An 18,818-nucleotide genomic window follows, 5' to 3' on the forward strand; every position below is an offset into this window, starting at 1 on the left:
GGCAGCCGCGCGGCCGAGCCCGCAGCACCGGCGATTCGACCCTGGTACGCCGACCACCTGGGTCCGCCGGACATCCGGCCCGGCCGCGCGTCCTCCTTCCCCGCCGCCGTTCACGGCCGCTCGGAGCCGTTCGGAACCGGCCTTGGCTCACGGTTCCTTTTCGGACCTTCTCGGCGCTTCCCGGTTCTCCCCCCGCGCCCCCCTCCCGGCATATGCGACGCCGCCGCCGGGCCGGTGTTGGGTCCTTCGTCGCCCCGGCCGGCCGTACGGATGCCGGACGATGCCCGACGACGTATTGACCCCGCCGGGTGACCTGTCCCTAGATGAGGACATGACCGAGCGGCGGCTCTCCGTGAGAAGCCACCGTGCCCGGGAGTTCGAGGGGTTCACCACGGGCGCGGGCGGCCGGCTGCTGCACGCCGCGACCCTGCTCACCGCCGAGCCCCCGGACCGCAATCCGGAGGCCCGCCGACTGCTGACGACCGCCCTGGCCAGGACGTACGCCGACTGGGACCGGGTCCGCGACGAGGATCCGTACGACCGGGTCCGGCGGGAACTCGTCGCCCGGTTCGCCCAGCGGTCCTGGCGGTTCCACCGGAGCAGGGGCGGACTCCTGGGCCCGCTCACCCCGCGCGAACGGCTGGTACTGGTACTCCGGCTCTGCGAAGGGGTGCCCGAGGAGCAGACCGGCGCCCTGCTCGGGCTCTCCGCCGAGCGGGTCGAATCGGTCTGCCGCCGCGCGGTCAGGGCCCTGCACCGGCCGGACGCGGCGGATCCGGCGGCGGAGGCGGGATGATCCGGCAGCCCCGCAGGCAGGAGGACGTCCGGCGGATGCTGGGCGGTGCCCCGGTCGCGCTGCCGCCGGAGCTGACGGGGCGCGCCGTCGAACTCGGCGAGCGGATCGCCCGGCGGCGGCGCACGGTCAGATTCGCGGGGTGGATGCTGCTCTTCGCGCTGGCCGCCGCGTTCTCCGTCTGGGCGGCGGCCGTCGAACCCTGGCAGGCGCCGCCCGAGGAGCCGACGACCCTCGTCGAGGGATACTGACGTCCGTCGGCGAATCGTCACGCGCCTCGGGAAGGGCATCGAGCACCGAGGGATTTGAACAGAAAATTCCCTTTTGCCCGGTCTGAAGTGCCTATCCTGGAACAAGCGGTAGACAGACGTACCGAGGAGGTCGTCATGGCCAGGAAAGTCGCCGATTGCCGCAAGTACCCCAGTGAGTCGGGCTGCACGCTGACCATCGCCGGCGAGGAGGACGAGGTCGTCCGGGCGGCGACGGAGCACGCGGTCTCCGTCCACGGCCACGAGGACTCCGCCGAACTGCGGGAGCAGGTCCGGGGTCTGCTGGAGGACGAGAAGGTCCCCGCCTGAGATTCCGGGATCATCGCCCGGGCCCGCCCGGTGGCGGCGTACTCGGCCACCGGGCCGTGCGGTCCGGTCGTACGAGTCGGCTGTACGAGTCGGTTGTACGGGCCGACGCCCGGGGGCGAGCCCTCCGGCGCGTCGGCTCATGACCGGCTCCGGCCGGAAGCGGCCGGGCTCCGGCTCGGGGCCGGACGGGGCCGACCCCGGTCCTCGGCCGGGCCCGGTCACCCGGCCCCACCTCGACAGAACTTCAGCCCAGGGCCTGCTGAAGGTCGGCGAGCAGATCGTCAACGGCCTCGATACCGACGGAGAGCCGGACCAGGTCCGCGGGCACCTCCAGCGCCGACCCGGCCACCGAGGCATGGGTCATCCGGCCGGGGTGCTCGATCAGTGACTCGACGCCGCCCAGGGACTCACCGAGGGTGAAGAGCCGGGCCCGGTCGCAGACCTCGACCGCCGCCGCCTCGCCGCCCGCCACGCGGAACGAGATCATCCCGCCGAACGCCTTCATCTGCTTGGCGGCGATCTCGTGCCCCGGGTGGTCCGGCAGGCCGGGGTAGAGCACCGACGTCACCTTGGGGTGGCGGAGCAGCATCTCGGCGATCCGGCCCGCGTTCTCACTGTGGCGGTCCATCCGGACCGGCAGCGTCTTGATGCCGCGCAGTACCAGCCAGGAGTCGAACGGACCGGCGACCGCGCCCATCGCGTTCTGGTGGTACGCCAGCTCGTCGCCGACGGTCTCGTCGGCGGCGACCAGAGCGCCGCCGACCACGTCCGAATGACCGCCCATGTACTTGGTGAGGGAGTGGACGACGACATCGGCGCCGAGCGCGATGGGCTGCTGGAGATAGGGGCTGGCGAAGGTGTTGTCCACCACGAGGCGGGCCCCTGCGGCGTGCGCGATCCCGGCGACCGCGGCGATGTCGGTGATCCCGAGCAGCGGGTTGGACGGGGTCTCCACCCAGATCAGCTTGGTCTTCGGGGTGATCGCGGCCCGGACGGCGGCCGGGTCGGAGGTGTCGGCCACGGACCACTCCACGCCCCAGCGGGCGACGACCTTGGCGAAGAGGCGGAAGGTGCCGCCGTACGCGTCGTTCGGGATCACCACATGGTCGCCGGGGACGAGCAGGGCGCGCAGCAGGCAGTCCTCGGCGGCCAGGCCGGAGGCGAAGGCCAGCCCGCGGCGGCCGCCCTCCAGCGCGGCCAGGTTCTCCTCCAGTGCCGTACGCGTGGGGTTGGCGCTGCGGCTGTACTCGTAACCGCCGCGGAGTCCGCCGACGCCGTCCTGCTTGTACGTCGACACCTGATAGATCGGCGGGACGACCGCGCCGGTCAGCGGGTCGGCCGTGTTCCCCGCGTGGATGGCGAGGGTTTCGAGGTGCTGGTAGCTGTGCTGGTCGCTCATGAGGCCCGAGAGTAGCCCCGCCGGGGCCGGGCGGCCCCCGCCTGTGGACAACCCCCGGAATGTGGACAACTCCGTCCCACGATGCGGAGAACCCGGCGGTGGGGAGGATTCGCTTCGCGCGGCGTCCGGGACAATGGGTGCATGGAGATTCTGTGGTTCCTGCTCGCGATCGGTCTGCTGGTCGCCGTCGTCGCGCCGTTCGTGCGCCGCCGGCGCGGCGGCGCGGGCCTTCAGCTCGTCGATCCCCGCTCCCCGGACGCCGCCAATCCGGAGGATTACGGCTTTCTGCGCCAGGAGGAGCAGGACATCCGGCTCCCGGGGCCGGACCAGGATCTCCTCGATGTGCTCGACGTGGTGCAGCAGACGCAGAGCTGGCGGGCGGCGGCCCAGCTGCTGTCCGGCACCCCGGCGGCGGGCGAGGTCCGCTGGCAGCGGGTGCAGGCGTTCGCGGGCGCGGCGGCGCTGGAGCTGCGGCAGAAGCCCGGCGTCGGCGGATCGTGGCTGCGGGCCTGGCGCTCCGAGGCGCCGAAGGACGTGGGTGCCGCGCAGGTGCACGCGGAGTTCCTGGTCCAGCAGGCGTGGCGGTCGTCGGCCGTCGGCGAGGACGACTTCCGGATGATCCTGGAGGAGGCGCGTACGGTCTGCGAGGAGGCCGCGTCGCTGGACCCGGACGACCCGGTGCCGTACATCACCGAGCTGGCGGTCGCCCGTGGCCTCGGCTACGGGCACGACCAGTTCGACCAGGTGTGGGCGAAGGTCATCGACCGGGCGCCGAACCATATGGGCGCGCATCTGGCGGCCCTGCACTATCTGTGCGAGAAGTGGCACGGCTCCCGTGTGGAGGCGGACCACTTCGCGACCACGGCGGCGGCGCGCGCCCCTCAGGGTTCCCTGCTGGCGGCGCTGCCGCTGTTCGCGGTCTACGAGCACATCCCCGATCTGGTGATCATGCAGAACTTCCACCAGTCCGCGGTGGTGTCCAAGGCCGTCGACGGCGCGCTGTACGCGGTGCATTCGGCCCGGCCCGACGACCCGATGCTGGCGCACGTCCGTCATCTGCTGGCCCTGTTCCTGATCCGCTCGGAGCGCTGGGCGGAGGCGATGGCCCAGCTGGTCCGGATCGACGGCCATGTCGGTGCCCTGCCGTGGACGATGAGCGAAGACCCCGCAGCCGAGTACACGCTCTACCGCAATCTGGCGGTCGCGGGCTTCGAGGCGAACGGCGGCACCCCGGCGATGCTGCACGGCTGACGGCGCCGGCCCGGCCCGGGCCGCGCCGCTCCGGCTCCAGCCCCGGGCTCCGGCCCCGGCTCCGGCTCCGGTTCCGGTCCGCCGTATCCGTGAGGTCCGTCCGTCCCCGGGGGTGGCGCGGTGCGGTCGGCCGGGCACACGATGTTTCCGGAATGTCCGCCGCGTCCGCGGTGTTCTTCCGGATACCGACCTCCCGAGGAGGAATCCGCATGTTCCTGTCCCGCCGCGTCCCCGTTCTGCCCACCCCGGAGGAGGCGCTGCCCGGCCGCCCCGCCCCGGAGTTCCCGGTCCCGGAGCGCCATACGGTCCTGGGCAATCCGCTGCTGGGCCCGTATCCGGAGGGTCTGGAGACCGCGGACTTCGGTCTGGGCTGTTTCTGGGGCGCCGAGCGGAAGTTCTGGCAGACCCCCGGGGTCTGGACGACCCTCGTCGGCTACCAGGGCGGCCATACGCCCAACCCCTCCTACGAGGAGACCTGCTCGGGCGGCACCGGCCACACCGAGGCGGTCCGGGTCGTCTTCGACCCCGCCGTCGTCTCCTACGACCAGCTCCTGAAGCTCTTCTGGGAGTCCCACGACCCGACCCAGGGCTTCCGCCAGGGCAATGACGTGGGTACGCAGTACCGCTCGGCGATCTACACCCACTCCCCCGCCCAGGCCGAGGCCGCCGAGGCGTCCCGGGCCGCGTACCAGCGGGTCCTCACCGCCTCCGGCTACGGGACGATCACCACGGAGATCCTTCCGGCGGACGGCCGCCCGCTGTATCCGGCCGAGGGATATCACCAGCAGTACCTGGACAAGAATCCGGCCGGTTACTGCGGGATCGGCGGCACCGGCGTCAGCTGTCCGGTGGGCGTCGCCCCGGCCGAGGGCTGAGCCACCGGGCAGGACCCGGACCGCCGAGGTGAGCCGCCGAGGTGAGCCGCCGCCCCGCGCGGCGGCTCCCGCCCCCGCCCCGGGCCGGGCCGGGCCGGGCCGGGCCGTTGACCTCAAGTCCGGTTGAGCCCGTAGCTTCGCCGCATTCGACACGAACCGTGATGAGAGGCGGCGGCGGATGAACACGCTCGGCTCGGGGCCCGTCGGGGTCACCCTGGACGTCCGGCCCGACGGAGGGCATCTCGACGACGCCGTCCTGCTGGAGAGCCTCGGCTTCTCGACGATCTGGATCACCGGCGGCCAGTTGAAGGACGGGCTGGATCCGCTGCGGGACGTCGTCCGGGCCACCGAGACGGTCTCCGTGGGCAGTGCGATCATCCCCGCCTGGGGGTACTCACCGGACGAGGTGATCGCGCTCTGCCAGGACATCGAGTCCACGCATCCGGGTCGGCTGATCACCGGTCTCGGCGGGGTGCAGGGGGCCCGTCCGCTGAAGACCATGAACGCGTATCTGGACCGGCTGGACGAAGCCCGGCCGCCCGTACCCGCGAGTGCGCGGATACTCTCGGCGCTGGGCCCGAAGATGCTGGAGCTGGCCCGTGACCGCGCCGCCGGAGCGCTGCCGTTGATGGTCACACCGGAGTACACGGGACAGGCCCGGAGGACCCTCGGGGACGCGGCGACGCTGGCCGTGATGGAGTTCGTCGTCCTCGAAGAGGATCCGCGGGCGGCCAGGGACGCGGCCCGGGAGCCCGTCGCCTTCCTGTCCGAGGTCGGCGGCTATCCGCAGAACCTGCGCCGGATGGGCTTCACCGACGAGGACATCGCCGGGCAGAGCGACCGGATGATCGACGCGCTGGTCGCCTGGGGTGACGCCGACGCCGTCGGCGCCCGGGTGGGGCGCCATCTGCACGCGGGCGCCGACCAGGTGGTGCTGGTCGTCCAGCCCACCACCCCGGACACGGTCCCCCGCCGGGAGTGGCGCGAGCTGGCCGAAGTTCTCCTCCACTGAACCCGCCCGCCCCCGGCTCTCCACGCCCCCTGGCTCCGCACGAACCTCCGACTGCTCACCAACTCCCTTACCCACGGCCGGACATATCGCGAGCACGGCAGGAAGATCGCCAAACTGTCCGAATCATAGGCAACCCTTTTCACTCCATTGAGTGACCGCAACACCCCTGGTGATACTGCCCGGACCCGTAAGGCAAGGGCATTTCGAACCATCTCAGGGGAGAGCATGCGCATGCGCTTCAGAAGATCGTTACTCATATCGGTCGCCGTCGTGACGGGCGCGGCGCTCACCGTCGGGGCGGGCGCACCGCCGGGCGGTGGGTCGCCGGGCGGCCGGGGCGGGGACGGGACCGGGAAAGCCCGGGGGCCGGGGGCGGTGGCGCAGATCGTCACCCTGGTCACCGGCGACCGGGTCCATGTCGGGGCCAAGGGCGAGGTCATCGCCGTACGCCGGGCCGAGGGGCGGGAGGGGATGCCCTTCCGGACCCATCGCGCCGGGGGGCGTACCTATGTCGTACCGCATGACGCCCAGCGGCTGATCGCGGCCGGGAAGGTCGACCGGCAGCTGTTCGACATCACCGGGCTGACCGGTGCGGACGCCCGGCGGGCCTACCGGGACGGGGTGAAGCTGATCGTCAGCTACGGCGGGGCGTCCGCCGGGGCGGCGAAGGCGGGGGTACGGGCGTCGGCCGGGGTCAAGGAGCGGCGCGGGCTGCCCGCGGTGAACGCGGAGGCCCTGACCGTCGAGCCGAGGAACGCCACCGCCGTGTGGGACGCGCTGACCAGCGGCCCCCGGAGCGACGCCAAGTCCACCACGGCCGGGGTGACGAAGATCTGGCTGGACGCCGTGGTCAAGGCGAGCCTCGACAAGACGACGACGCAGATCGGGGCCCCGGCCGCGTGGGCGGGGTCGTACGACGGCACCGGTGTGAAGATCGCGGTCCTGGATACCGGGATCGACGGCACGCATCCCGATCTCGCGGGCCGGGTCACGGCCGAGCAGAACTTCTCCGACTCCGCCGACGCGAAGGACCGCCAGGGTCACGGCACCCATGTCGCGTCGACGGCCGCCGGACGGGGCGTCAAGGACAGTCGTTTCAAGGGTGTGGCGCCCGGCGCGACCCTCCTCAACGGCAAGGTCCTGGACGACTTCGGCGGCGGCAGCTGGTCCGGGATCATGGCCGGGATCGACTGGGCCGTCGCCCAAGGCGCCGATGTGGTGAATATGAGCCTCGGCGGCTACGACAGCTACGGCGTCGACCCGGTCGAGGCCCTGGTCAACAAGTACACGGCCGAAAAGGGTGTGCTCTTCGCGATCGCCGCGGGCAATTCCGGCCCCTACGGCTCCAGCGTCGGCACCCCGGGGACCGCCGCGGGCGCGCTGACCGTGGGCGCCGTGGACGACAACGACGAGCTGGCGTTCTTCTCCAGCCGCGGCCCCCGGGCCGACGACGGCGGAATCAAGCCGGATGTCACCGCCCCCGGGGTGGATGTCACCGCCGCCGCGGCGGCCGGGACCGGCGGTCAGAGCCCGCCCGGATATACCGGTATGAGCGGTACGTCGATGGCGTCGCCGCATGTCGCGGGCGCGGCGGCGATCCTCAAGCAGAAGAACCCGACCTGGACCGGTGACCGGATCAAGGCCGCCCTCGCCGGGTCGGCGAAGCCGGGCCCGTACAGCGTCTGGGAGCAGGGCACCGGCCGGATCGCGGTGGACCGGGCGGTCGCACAGCGGGTGGTCGCCGAGCCGACTTCGCTGACCGTGGGCACCCACCAGTGGCCGCACGACGACGCGGCGCCCGCCACCGAGCGGCTGACGTACCGCAACGAGGGCCCGACGGACATCGACCTCGATCTGGCCGTCACCGGTGCGAAGGGCCCCGACGGGCAGGCGGCGCCCGCCGGTCTGTTCAAGCTGGGGACGCAGCGCATCACGGTCCCCGCGGGCGGTACCGCGACCGCCGACGTGACCTCGGACATCGCGGTTCCCGGCGCGGCCGACGGCCGCTATCAGGCGGTGGTCACGGCGACCGGCGACGGCGGCCGTACGGCGCTGCGCACGGCGGTCGCCACGGAGCGGGAGCCGGAGTCGTACTCCGTCACCGTCAAAATGATCGGCCGGGACGGCGCGCCCGACCCCAGCGCGACCGCGTTCCTCGGCCGGCTCTCGCAGAACGGCGAGGGCGGCTTCATCCCGGTCGACGTCAGCTCCGGTGAGCGGACCGTACGGCTGCCCAAGGGCGAGTACGTCCTCTCCGGCGACACGTACCGGGCGTCCGGCCCGCACGCCGGGTACGACATCCTGGTCCAGCCCGGGCTCGTGGTGGACCGCGATGTCACGGCCGTCCTGGACACCAGGACCACCAAGCCGGTCGCCCTGAGCGTGCCGGACGGCACGGTGGCCGGAATCAACAGCGGCCTGGTCTACGAGGTGAGGCGGGGTCAGGCCCGGCACACGGGCACGGCCATAGGGCCGAGCGGCTCCACCCGGACCGCGCACGCCGGTCCGGCGCTGCCCGCCGGTTCGATGACCAACTGGGCCTACGGCAACTGGCAGAAGCCCGGTACCGACTACAACACCGCGACCCGGCTGACGGACAGCACCCGCTTCCCCACCGGTGTCACCAAGCGGTACAAGAAGTCCGACTTCGCCAAGGCGGATGTCGGTCTGGGTGCCTCGGTCCCCGGCAAGTGGAGCGACTACAGCGCCTACGCCATGTTCCCCGGCGTCGGGGGCCTGGGCGGAATCACCGTCGACCCGGCACAGGGCCGCCGGACGAGCTGGCTGGCCGGCGATGAAGGCATCACCTGGGATCTGTCGTACTTGCAGCTGAAGTCCCAGGACCCGTTCCAGTTCCCGGACTCCGCGCATGCCTTCCCCCAGGCACGGACCCTGAAGGCGGGCAAGACGTACCGGTTCGACTTCAATACCGGGGCCCACGGTCCGGCCCTGGCCACCGCCGGTGGCTGGGGCGTGTTCCGGACCGGTGACACGCTCCAGGGCTATGTGCCGTTCTTCTCGGACGGCCGGGGCAATCTGGACATCCTCTCGGACTTCGCCACGGCCAGGACGACACTCCACCGGGGTTCGACCGAGATCGGCGCGATCGACGTCCCGCCGTCCTTCGGCGACCTGTTCACCCTGCCCGCCGACCCGGCGACGTACACCCTGGCGACCTCGGTGACCAGGTCGGCGGAGATCGCCAGGGTCGGTACGCGGGTGGACGCCTCCTGGACGTTCCGTTCGCAGCGGACCGACACGGGGACGGAACAGCCGTTCTCCGTGGTCCGGTTCACCCCGAACGTGGCGCTGGACTCCACGGCCCCGGCCGGGAAGACCCAGACCTTCCCGGTCACCGTGCAGGGCTCGGCCGCCGGGAAGAACCTGAAGTCGCTGGCCGTCCAGGTCTCCTACGACGGTGGGAAGAAGTGGCAGAAGGTCACCGTGAAGAAGGGGCAGATCACGGTGAAGAACCCGGCCAAGGGCAAGGGCATCGTCCTGCGGGCCCAGGTCGCCGACAAGTCGGGCAACAAGGCTTCGGTGACCATCCACAACGCCTATCTCGGCCGGTGACCACCGGACGCGGGTAGCGCACCAGGCCGCCCGCCGGGACCCCGATCCGTCCGGGGTCCCGGCGGGCTTCTTCGTTTTCCCGCCGCCCGACAGCCCGCCATCACTCGGTGATTACGTAATCCCTCGCTATTACGGCCGTCGTTCTGTTGGTCTCGCCCCTCGGCCCGGACATGCTTCCCGGGTCGGGGGAGGGACCTCCTCCCCCGGTATCCCGATGTCGTACCCCTGGGGAGAGCCATGCGAAGAATCCGTGGAACCCACACCGGGAAATACCGTGGGAAAGCGCTGGGCTCCGGTGTCGCGATCGCGTTGGGGCTGGCCCTGACAGCCGGTCTGACCAGCACGGCGACCGCCGAGACGGCGAAGCCGGGCGGCGCCGCCGGAACAGCCGGTGGATTACTCGACGGCGCGTCGAAGAGCACCGGACACACCCTGACCCTGATCACCGGCGACCGGGTCACCGTCGACACGAAGGGCCGGACGACGGCTGTCGTACCCGCCCGGGGCCGTGAGGGCATAGCCGTCCGCTCGTTCACCGAGCGCGGCCGTAACTACGCGATTCCGTACGACGCCGAGCGGCTGATCGCCGCCGGGAAGGTCGACCGGCGGCTCTTCGACCTGACCGCCCTCGCCCGCCCCGAGGCCCGCCGGATCCACCGGGACGGCCTCAGGGTCATCGTGGCGTACGAGGGTTCATCGGCCCGGTCCGCGAAGGCGGGCGTCCGGGCGGCGGACGGCGGCACCGTACGGCGGAGCCTGCCGACCCTGAACGCGGACGCCGTCACCATGGCACCCGGCGCCGGCGCGGCGCTCTGGAACGCGCTGACCGACAGCGGTACCGGTACCGCGCGCGGCGGGACCGCCGCGAAGGCCGCCGCCGGGGTGGAGAAGATCTGGCTGGACGCCGCCGTCGGACCCGTCCTGGACCGGACCACGACCCAGATCGGGGCCCCGGCCGCCTGGTCGCGCTCGTACGACGGCACCGGGGTGAGGATCGCCGTCCTGGACACCGGGATCGACGGCACCCACCCCGATCTCGCGGGCCGGGTCGTCGCCGAGCGGGACTTCTCCGGTTCCGCCGACGCGAAGGACCGCAACGGCCACGGCACCCATGTCGCGTCCACGGCCGCCGGGCGTGGAGTGAAGGACGCCCGGTTCAAGGGTGTGGCGCCGGGCGCGACCCTGATCAACGGCAAGGTCCTCGGCGACAGCGGCGGCGGCGCGTACTCGGATGTCGTCGCGGGCATCGAGTGGGCCGTCGCCCAGGGCGCCGATGTGGTGAATATGAGCCTCGGCGGGGAGGACACCCCCGGTATCGACCCGCTGGAGGAGGCGGTGAACCGGCTGTCGGCGCAGCGGGGCGTGCTGTTCGCCGTCGCGGCGGGCAACTGGGGCCCCGGGGCGGGCTGGGTCAGCACCCCCGGCAGCGCCGACGCCGCCCTCACCGTGGGCGCCGTGGACGACAACGACGTACTCGCCGAGTTCTCCTCCCGGGGACCGGCGGCCTGGGGCGGTCCGGTGAAGCCCGATGTCACCGCGCCGGGTGTCGCCGTCACCGCCGCCGCCGCGACCGGCACGGCCCCGCAGGACCCGCCGGGCTACGCCACGCACAGCGGTACGTCGATGGCGACACCCCATGTCGCGGGCGCGGCGGCCGTCCTGCGGCAGCAGAACCCCACCTGGACCGGCGACCGGATCAAGGCCCTGCTGACGGGTACGGCGAAGCCGGGCGCGTACACCCCGCACGAGCAGGGCGCGGGCCGGATCGCCCTCGACCGGGCGATCGGCCAGCCCGTCGTCGCCGAGCCCTCCTCGCTCTCCCTCGGCACCCAACTGTGGCCGCATCAGGACGACGCGCCGGTCAGCCGGACGATCACCTACCGCAACACCGGTACGGCTCCGGTCACCCTCGACCTCTCCGTCGACGCCCGGAACCCGGCGGGCGGCCCGGCACCCGCCGGGTTCCTCACCCTCGACACCGGCCGGGTGACCGTCCCCGCGGGCGGTACCGCGTCCGTCGGGGTCACCGCGGACACCCGGATCGAAGGCGGCGGCGACGGCCACTACACGGCCGCGGTCACCGCCACCGGGGGCGACGGCGCCGTTCGTGTGCCTGTCGTCCTCGAACGCGAGGTGGAGTCGTACGACCTCACACTGAACGCCGTCGGCCGGGACGGGGCGACCGCCACCGGCTTCACCTCCACCGTCTTCGCCTTCACCGGCCGGGACGCGGGGCAGTCCCGTGAACCCGACCTCGCCTCCGGAACGGCGAAGGTCCGGCTACCGAAGGGGCGCTACGCCCTCGCGGGCGCTTCGCACGCGGCACAGGGCCCGCACGCCGGTCACGACCAGATGATCCGGCCCGAGCTGGTGATGGACCGGGATGTCGTGGTCACCCTGGACGCCCGCGAGACCCGGCCGGTCCGGATCTCCGTACCCGACCCCGCGGCAACCCCGCACTGGCGCGATGTCATCTCGACCCTGGAACGCGACGGACAGCGGTTCTACCGTGGGCTCTTCGTCAACCGTGACCTGGACGTCAGGACCGCGCATCTGGGTCCGGACGTCAGCGGCGGCACCCTCCGGCAGTCCTTCAACGGCTCCTGGGTGAACGGCACGAACGAGTACCACACCGCGCATCTCGTATCCGGGTCCCGGTTCTCCACCGGAACGGCACGGACGTTCACGGCGGCCGAGTTCGCCACGGTCGAGGTGGGTCTGGGCCAGTCAGTCGGCAACCGGCTGGCCGCGCTGAACGTCGGCGGGCATCTGGCCGATGGCGGCCACTTCTCCAAATACTCCCGCGCGCGGACGGGACCCGAACAGCTGACCGTACGGCTCTCCACCGCGCACGGGATCGTCTGGCGGCTGGGGATGTCCCAGCACATCCCGAACGTCTTCGGCGGGATCGAGTCCGTCTACGACCGGGAGCCGCAGGCCTACACGGCGGGCGAGACGTACCGGATCGACTTCAACACCGCCGCCCACGGCCCGCTCACCGACGAGACCTCGGGCGTCTTCCGGGACGGCAACACGATCCGGGCCTCGATGCAGACACTCGCCGACGGCCACGGCCACTCCGGCGGCAATCTGATCAGCGGCGCCCGGACGACCCTGCACCGGGGTACGGCCCTCGTCGCCGACCTCCCCCGCAGCCTGTTCTGGCGGGAGTCGGTCACCGTCCCCGCCGCCGACGGCCTCTACACCCTGAAGACGTACGTCACCCGCTCCCCGGAGGTCTCCCGGATCGCGAGCAAGGTCGAGGGCGTCTGGACGTTCCGGTCCGCGCAGACGGCCCAGCGGACGAAACTGCCGCTGTCGGTGGTCAGGTTCGCGCCCGCGACGGCGCTCGACGGTACGGCGCCCGCGGGCCGGCTCCAGACCTTCCCGGTCACCGTGCAGGGCCCGGCCGCCGGGGCGAACCTGAAGGCGCTCGCCGTCTTCGCCTCGACCGCCGGGGCGGGCTGGCAGCGGATCCCGGTGATCGACGGCAAGGTGACGATCGAGAACCCGGAGGCGGGCAAGTCCCTCTCGCTCCGGGCCGTCGTCGCCGACCGGCAGGGCAACACGGGAACGGTCACGATCCACGACGCCTACTTCGGCAAGTAACCCCGGTGATAAGGGTGTTGGGGCGATATCACGCACGTCATAACCGGTAGTCCGGCCGTTCGCACGGCAGGCTCCGGGGAGGGGGCGCCGACGACCGGGTCGGCGCCCCCTCCGACCCGGGGAGCGCCGTGCCCGAAGAACCAGCACACACCGCGACGACAAGACGGACAGCACCGATACGACGAACGCGACGGACACGACGGAGGTACGGAACGGCGGTCGCCACGGCCCTCGTCGTGGCCCTCACGGCCGGACTGACCGGTCCCGCCGCGCCGACCGGCCCCGTAGAAAGGGCGGGAAAGGCCGGGGCCGGGGCCGGGGCCGTCGCGAAGACCGGGCCCGGCGGAAAGAGCGCCACCGAGCGGCACACCGTCAGCCTGATCACCGGCGACCGGATCACCGTCGACGCCCGGGGCAGGCTGACCGGCGTCCGCCCGGCGCCCGGCCGGGAGCGGATCCCCGTCCGCTCCTTCACCGACAAGGGCCGGACCTACGCCGTCCCGCACGACGCGGAGCGGCTGCTCGCGGCCGGAAAGCTCGACCCGCGGTTCTTCGACACGGCCGCCCTGATCCGCCCCTCGGCGCGGAAGGCGTACGCGAAGGGCGTCCGGGCCGTCGTCCGGTACACCGCCGCGCGCGGCGGGGTCCGCGCCGTGGCCGGAGTGGCCGTACGACGCGGTCTGCCGTCCCTGAACGCCGAGGCCGTCACCACCGCGCCGGGCTCGGGCGCGGCCCTCTGGCGGGCCCTGACCAGGACGAACGCACGCGGGGCCGTCACCACCGCCCCCGGTGTCGACCGGATCTGGCTCGATGCCGTCACCGAACCCACCCTCGACCGGACCACGGCGCAGATCGGGGCCCCGGCCGCCTGGGCGGGCTCGTACGACGGCACGGGGGTGAAGATCGCCGTCCTGGACTCCGGGATCGACGCGGACCACCCGGACTTCGCGGGCCGGATCACCGAAGCCGCCGATCTCAGCGGCGGAAACGATCCGATGGACCGCACCGGACACGGCACGCATGTCGCGTCCATCGCACTGGGGTCAGGTGCGAAATCGGGCGGGAAGTACCGGGGCGTCGCCCCCGGCGCGACCCTGCTCAGCGCCAAGTTCCCCGCGGACAACGGGTTCGAGTCGGATCTGATGGCGGGGATCGACTGGGCCGTCGCACGGGGCGCGGACATCGTCAACATCAGCTATGGCACCTTTGACTCGCCCGGGGTCGATCCCCTCGAAGCGCTGATCAACCGCTACTCGGCGGAGCGGGGAACCCTCTTCGTCGTCGCGGCGGGCAACTACGGCCCCGGCACCGGGACGCTCACCTCCCCGGGCAGCGCCGAGGCCGCCCTGACCGTCGGCTCCGTCGACAGGAGCGACACGCTCGCCGACTCTTCCGGCCGGGGCCCCCGGGTCGGCGACGGCGGTATCAAACCGGATGTCACGGCCCCCGGTGTGGGCGTACTGGCCGCCGCCGCCGCGAACTCGGGCCCGGAGGACGCCCCCGGCTACCGCGCCGATTCGGGTACGTCGATGGCCGCGCCGCACGTCGCGGGCGCGGCGGCCCTGCTCAAGCAGAAGCACCCCGACTGGACCGGTCAGCGGATCAAGGCGGCCCTGATGGCGTCCGCGGAGCCGGGCCCGTACACCGTCCACCAGCAGGGCGCGGGCCGGATCGCCGTCGACCGGGCGCTGGCGCTGCCGCCGGTCACCGCCGAACCAGCCGTCCTCGACCTGGGCACGCCGCACTGGCCGCACCACGACGACACCCCGGTCAGCCGGACCGTCACCTATCACAACCACGGCCCGACGGCCCTCGCGTTCGATCTGACGGTCGCCGGTACGGGCCCCGGCGGCGCGCCCCTGCCCGCCGGTTTCCTGACCACGGGCGCGAGCCGGATCACCGTCCCGGCGGGCGGGACGACGACCGTGGACGTGATCGCCGACACCCGGATCGACGGCGGCGGCGACGGCCGCTACTCGGCGGCGGTCCTGGCGAGCCCCGTCACCACCGGACCCGGCGCGGCGACCCCGGTCCGTACCCTCGTCACCGTGGACCGGGAAGTGGAGTCGTACGACGTCACCCTGCGGGCCATCGGCCGGGACGGCGCGCCCGCCACCACATTCACCGCCGGGGTCACCGCCCTCACCGGGCTGGGCACCGGACACCGGTTCACCCCCGATCTGGCCACCGGGAGCGGCACCGTACGGCTCCCGCGCGGCGAGTACGTACTCGACGCGTTCTCCGACAACTCCGCCACCGGCGCGCCGGGCGATCTGCTGCTCCGGCCCCGGCTCACCGTCGACCGGGACACCGCCGTCGACCTCGACGCCCGCGACGCCCGGCCGGTGGACATCACCGTGCCCGACTCCGGCGTCCAGGAGTCGGGTGCCCTCGGCGGCTACGCCGTGACCCGGGACGGCCGGACCGTCGAAGGGGAGGTGCTCATCCATGGCTCCGGCTGGCTGCGGACCGCGCATCTGGGGCCCGACGACCCGGACGGCGGGCTACGCCAGTACTGGCGCGGCATCTGGACCGGACCCGGCACCGACTACCACACCCTCGCCGACCTGCCGGGGCTGCGGAGGTTCGCCACCGGCTATACCCGGCACTACCGGCCGGGCGAGCTGGCCACCGTCCGGGTCGGCCTCGGCGCCGCCGGTACCGGGGGCGAGAGCGCGCTCTCCGGTATCGCCGTACGGGGCGACGGCCGGGAGTTCCACTGGTCGCAGAGCAGCCCCGCCGGGACGCGCCGGACCGTCCGGGTCTCCGCCGAACCCGGGATCCGCTGGCAGCTGGAGAGCGCTCCGTACCGGAGCCAGGGCGAGGTCATGTCGCACCGGCTCGCCGAGGCGAGGTCCTTCGCGCCGGGCCGGACGTACCGGATCGACTTCAATACCGGGGTCCACTCCCCCTCGGCGGGTACGGGCCACGGGCGGTTCGCCCGGGACCGGAACTCGATCTACGCCTGGCTGCCGTCCTTCACCGACGGCCGGGGCAACCCCGGGCACAGCCTCACTTCCACCGCCACGACCACCCTGAGCCGGAACGGGGAGCTGATCGCCACCCTCGCCGACGACCTGGACTGGGGCGGGGCGGTGACCGTACCGGCGGCGGCCGGGGCGTACACCCTCGCCACCACGATCACCCGTGACCAGGCGATCGCCGATGTCGCCACCCGGATCGAGGGCCGCTGGACGTTCGAATCGGCGGAGACCGCGACCTGGACGGAGCTGCCGTTCTCCACGGTCCGCTTCCGGCCCGCCGTGGATCTCGCGTCGCGCGCCCCGGCCGGGCGGCTCCAGACCTTCCCGGTCACCGTCGAGGGCTCGGCCGCCGGGCCGAACCTGAAGGCGCTCGCGGTCTCCGTCTCGTACGACGGCGGTACGACCTGGCGGCCGGTGACCGTCACCGGGGGCCGGATCACCGTCCGCAACCCGGCGGCGGGCCGGGGCCTCGCCCTGCGCGCCGAGATCGCCGACCGGCAGGGCAATACGGCGGCCGTCACCGTCCACGACGCCTATCGCGGCAGGTAGCGGTCCTTTCAGCCCCGTGCCGGGGCCGGGGGCCGGGAAAACCGTTCGGCGGTGTTCCCGGCCCCCGGGTACGGTGGAGCCATGGGGCAACACCTGCACTACTTCTTCCTCTGATCGGACCGACGGCCGCGACCGTGTCGAGCGACGACTGACCGCTCCGCGCGTGTGCCGTTCCGGCCTGCCCTTCTCCGGCCTCGCCGCGCCGAACTCCGTCCCGGGCCCGCCCCCACCGGCCCGCCCGGGCCGTCTCCCGCGCCGCCGGACCCCTCCGTCATCAGGGAAGACCCATGCGCGACCGCGCCTCTTCGACCATGTCCGCGTCGACCACCACCACCCCGATCACCCCGTCCGCGTCCCCGTCACCGTCCGGCGGCGGCCGGGCCCAGCTCACCGTCCGGGACGTCTCCAAGGCGTACGGCCTGCGGCCCGTACTCGACCGGGTCTCCCTCACCATCCGCCCCGGTGAGCGGGCCGCCGTCATCGGCGAGAACGGCTCAGGGAAGTCCACCCTGCTCCGGCTGCTCGCGGGCGACGAGACCCCCGACGACGGGGAGATCACCGTCGTCGCCCCCGGCGGTACCGGACATCTCGCCCAGACCCTCGACCGGGGCTTCGGCCTCGGCCCCGGCCACACCGTTCAAGACGCCGTCGACGCCGCCCTCGCCGACCTCCGGGAGATCGAGCGGCGGCTGCGGGCCGCCGAGGCGGAGCTGGGCGCCGATCCGGACGAGGAGCGGCTGACCGCGTACGGCGAACTGCTCACCGCCTTCGAGGAGCGCGGCGGCTACGAGGCCGACGCCCGGGTCGACGCCGCCCTGCACGGCCTCGGAATCGGCGGCATCGGCCGGGACCGGGCCCTCGGCAGCCTCTCCGGCGGCGAACGGTCCCGGCTCGCCCTCGCCTGCGTCCTCGCCGCCGACCCCGAGCTGCTGCTGCTCGACGAGCCGACGAACCACCTGGACCGGCGGGCCGTGGAGTGGCTGGAGAACCGGCTGCGGGCCCACCGCGGCACGGTCGTCGCCGTCACCCACGACCGGGCGTTCCTCGAAGGGGTCGCCACCACCGTGCTGGAGGTCGACCGGGACACCCGGGACGTCCGGCGGTACGGCGACGGCTGGACCGGCTACCGGACGGCGAAGGCCGCGGCCCGCCGCCGCTGGGAGCAGGACCACCAGGAGTATCTGGCCGAGCTGGCCAGGACGGAGGAGGAGGTCGAGGCGGCCGGACGGCGCCTGGCGACCAGCGGAAAGGACCCCGGCCAGGGGTTCGGCAAGCACCGCCGGTCACACGAGGCCAAGCTCTCCGGCCGGATCAGGGCCGCCCGGCAGCGGCTGGACCGGCTGCGCCGCGACCCGGTGGCGGCCCCGCCGGAGCCCCTCCGCTTCCGGGCCGCCCCGGTCACGTCGTCGGCGCTCGCGGCACCCGAAGCGGCACCTGAAACGGCGCCCGAAGCGGCCTCCGACGCGGCCTCCGACGCGACCGCCGGAGCAGTCCCCCGGGCGACCGCGGGTCCGGACGCACCGGCGGGGCCCGTCCCCGGCGCGGCTGCTCCCGGAGCCGGTACGGCCACCGGTCCCGTGGTCGCACTGGCCGATGTCGCCGTCGCCGACCGGCTGCGGCTGGACCGGCTCTCCGTGGCACCCGGCGACCGGCTGCTGGTGACCGGCCCGAACGGAGCCGGGAAGACGACCCTGCTCCGGGTGCTCGCCGGTGAGCTGCGCCCGGACCGGGGGACCGTCCACCGCGCCGCCCGGGTCCGGGTCGGCTATCTCCCGCAGGAACTGCCGCCGGTGCCGTCGCCCCGGTCGCTGCTCGCGGCGTACGCGGCGGGCCGCCCCGGCCATCCCGACGAGTACGAGTCCGAACTCCTCGGGCTCGGTCTGTTCCGCGCCGACGATCTGACCGTGCCGGTCGGCGCGCTCTCCGTCGGCCAGCAGCGGCGGCTGGCGCTGGCCCGCCTCGTCGTCGCCCCGGCGGATCTCCTCGTCCTCGACGAGCCCACCAACCATGTGGCGTTGAGCCTGGTGGAGGAGTTGGAGGAGGCCCTGGGCCGGTACGAGGGCGCGATCGTCGCGGTCTCCCACGACCGGCGCTTCCGCGCGGGCTTCGGCGGGGACCGGCTGGAGCTGCGGGACGGCCGCCGGGCGGGCTGACCCGGGAACGCGGTTAGGGTCGTGTCCGTGGGGAAGAGCGAA

11 protein-coding genes are annotated in these 18,818 nt (G+C 73.2%); 10 read left to right on the plus strand and 1 reads right to left on the minus strand.

The genetic code is table 11. The features are described 5' to 3' along the window. Positions 1-331 precede the first annotated feature (331 nt). The 3 genes from AB0G74_RS13450 to AB0G74_RS13460 all read left to right on the plus strand — a co-directional run bounded on the left by AB0G74_RS13450 (position 332) and on the right by AB0G74_RS13460 (position 1,371). A complete protein-coding gene (locus AB0G74_RS13450) occupies positions 332-796 on the plus strand; it encodes a sigma factor-like helix-turn-helix DNA-binding protein (protein WP_361144746.1) in 465 nt (154 codons plus the stop codon). Further along, entirely contained in the window at positions 793-1,044 is a 252-nt protein-coding gene (locus AB0G74_RS13455) for a hypothetical protein (RefSeq protein WP_361144643.1), read from the plus strand. The genes AB0G74_RS13450 and AB0G74_RS13455 overlap by 4 nt, the downstream gene beginning before the upstream one ends. A 135-nt stretch (positions 1,045-1,179) precedes the next feature. Beyond that, complete coding sequence (locus tag AB0G74_RS13460) at positions 1,180-1,371, plus strand: DUF1059 domain-containing protein (protein ID WP_358827086.1); 192 nt, start codon at positions 1,180-1,182, stop codon at positions 1,369-1,371. 244 nt (positions 1,372-1,615) lie between these two features. On the opposite strand, the gene AB0G74_RS13465 is transcribed toward AB0G74_RS13460, so the two are convergent. Then, on the minus strand, positions 1,616-2,770 hold the full coding sequence (locus AB0G74_RS13465; protein ID WP_361144647.1) for a cystathionine gamma-synthase: 1,155 nt from the start codon (positions 2,768-2,770) through the stop codon (positions 1,616-1,618). Between the two features lie 141 nt (positions 2,771-2,911). Between AB0G74_RS13465 and AB0G74_RS13470 the strand changes: the two genes are divergently transcribed. From AB0G74_RS13470 to AB0G74_RS13500, 7 genes are all read left to right on the plus strand, one after another. After that, positions 2,912-4,021 carry a hypothetical protein gene (locus tag AB0G74_RS13470; RefSeq protein WP_361144650.1) on the plus strand — a complete coding sequence of 370 codons (1,110 nt, stop codon included), beginning with the start codon at positions 2,912-2,914 and terminating at the stop codon, positions 4,019-4,021. Positions 4,022-4,230: 209 nt separating this feature from the next. Then, positions 4,231-4,896 carry a peptide-methionine (S)-S-oxide reductase MsrA gene (msrA, locus tag AB0G74_RS13475; protein ID WP_361144653.1) on the plus strand — a complete coding sequence of 222 codons (666 nt, stop codon included), beginning with the start codon at positions 4,231-4,233 and terminating at the stop codon, positions 4,894-4,896. Between the two features lie 178 nt (positions 4,897-5,074). Next, complete coding sequence (locus AB0G74_RS13480) at positions 5,075-5,908, plus strand: TIGR03620 family F420-dependent LLM class oxidoreductase (protein ID WP_361144656.1); 834 nt, start codon at positions 5,075-5,077, stop codon at positions 5,906-5,908. Positions 5,909-6,139: 231 nt separating this feature from the next. Then, entirely contained in the window at positions 6,140-9,481 is a 3,342-nt protein-coding gene (locus AB0G74_RS13485; protein ID WP_361144659.1) for a S8 family serine peptidase, read from the plus strand. Positions 9,482-9,718: 237 nt separating this feature from the next. Further along, on the plus strand, positions 9,719-13,090 hold the full coding sequence (locus AB0G74_RS13490; RefSeq protein WP_361144662.1) for a S8 family serine peptidase: 3,372 nt from the start codon (positions 9,719-9,721) through the stop codon (positions 13,088-13,090). 236 nt (positions 13,091-13,326) lie between these two features. Continuing rightward, positions 13,327-16,623 carry a S8 family serine peptidase gene (locus tag AB0G74_RS13495; RefSeq protein WP_361144665.1) on the plus strand — a complete coding sequence of 1,099 codons (3,297 nt, stop codon included), beginning with the start codon at positions 13,327-13,329 and terminating at the stop codon, positions 16,621-16,623. Positions 16,624-16,910: 287 nt separating this feature from the next. Then, the gene (locus AB0G74_RS13500; RefSeq protein ID WP_361144668.1) at positions 16,911-18,776 is read left to right on the plus strand and encodes an ABC-F family ATP-binding cassette domain-containing protein; all 1,866 of its coding nucleotides are present in this window, start codon (positions 16,911-16,913) and stop codon (positions 18,774-18,776) included. The last annotated feature ends 42 nt before the right edge of the window (positions 18,777-18,818 follow it).

The organism is Streptomyces sp. NPDC020875 (assembly GCF_040641415.1).
Classification (GTDB): Bacteria; Actinomycetota; Actinomycetes; order Streptomycetales; family Streptomycetaceae; genus Streptomyces.

Bases quoted from the DNA above. Each gene is read 5' to 3' on its own strand.
- AB0G74_RS13450 (WP_361144746.1), top strand. From the start codon at position 332: ATGACCGAGCGGCGGCTCTCCGTGAGAAGCCACCGTGCCCGGGAGTTC.
- AB0G74_RS13455 (WP_361144643.1), top strand. From the start codon at position 793: ATGATCCGGCAGCCCCGCAGGCAGGAGGACGTCCGGCGGATGCTGGGC.
- AB0G74_RS13460 (WP_358827086.1), top strand. From the start codon at position 1,180: ATGGCCAGGAAAGTCGCCGATTGCCGCAAGTACCCCAGTGAGTCGGGC.
- AB0G74_RS13465 (WP_361144647.1), bottom strand. From the start codon at position 2,770: ATGAGCGACCAGCACAGCTACCAGCACCTCGAAACCCTCGCCATCCAC.
- AB0G74_RS13470 (WP_361144650.1), top strand. From the start codon at position 2,912: ATGGAGATTCTGTGGTTCCTGCTCGCGATCGGTCTGCTGGTCGCCGTC.
- msrA (WP_361144653.1), top strand. From the start codon at position 4,231: ATGTTCCTGTCCCGCCGCGTCCCCGTTCTGCCCACCCCGGAGGAGGCG.
- AB0G74_RS13480 (WP_361144656.1), top strand. From the start codon at position 5,075: ATGAACACGCTCGGCTCGGGGCCCGTCGGGGTCACCCTGGACGTCCGG.
- AB0G74_RS13485 (WP_361144659.1), top strand. From the start codon at position 6,140: ATGCGCTTCAGAAGATCGTTACTCATATCGGTCGCCGTCGTGACGGGC.
- AB0G74_RS13490 (WP_361144662.1), top strand. From the start codon at position 9,719: ATGCGAAGAATCCGTGGAACCCACACCGGGAAATACCGTGGGAAAGCG.
- AB0G74_RS13500 (WP_361144668.1), top strand. From the start codon at position 16,911: ATGCGCGACCGCGCCTCTTCGACCATGTCCGCGTCGACCACCACCACC.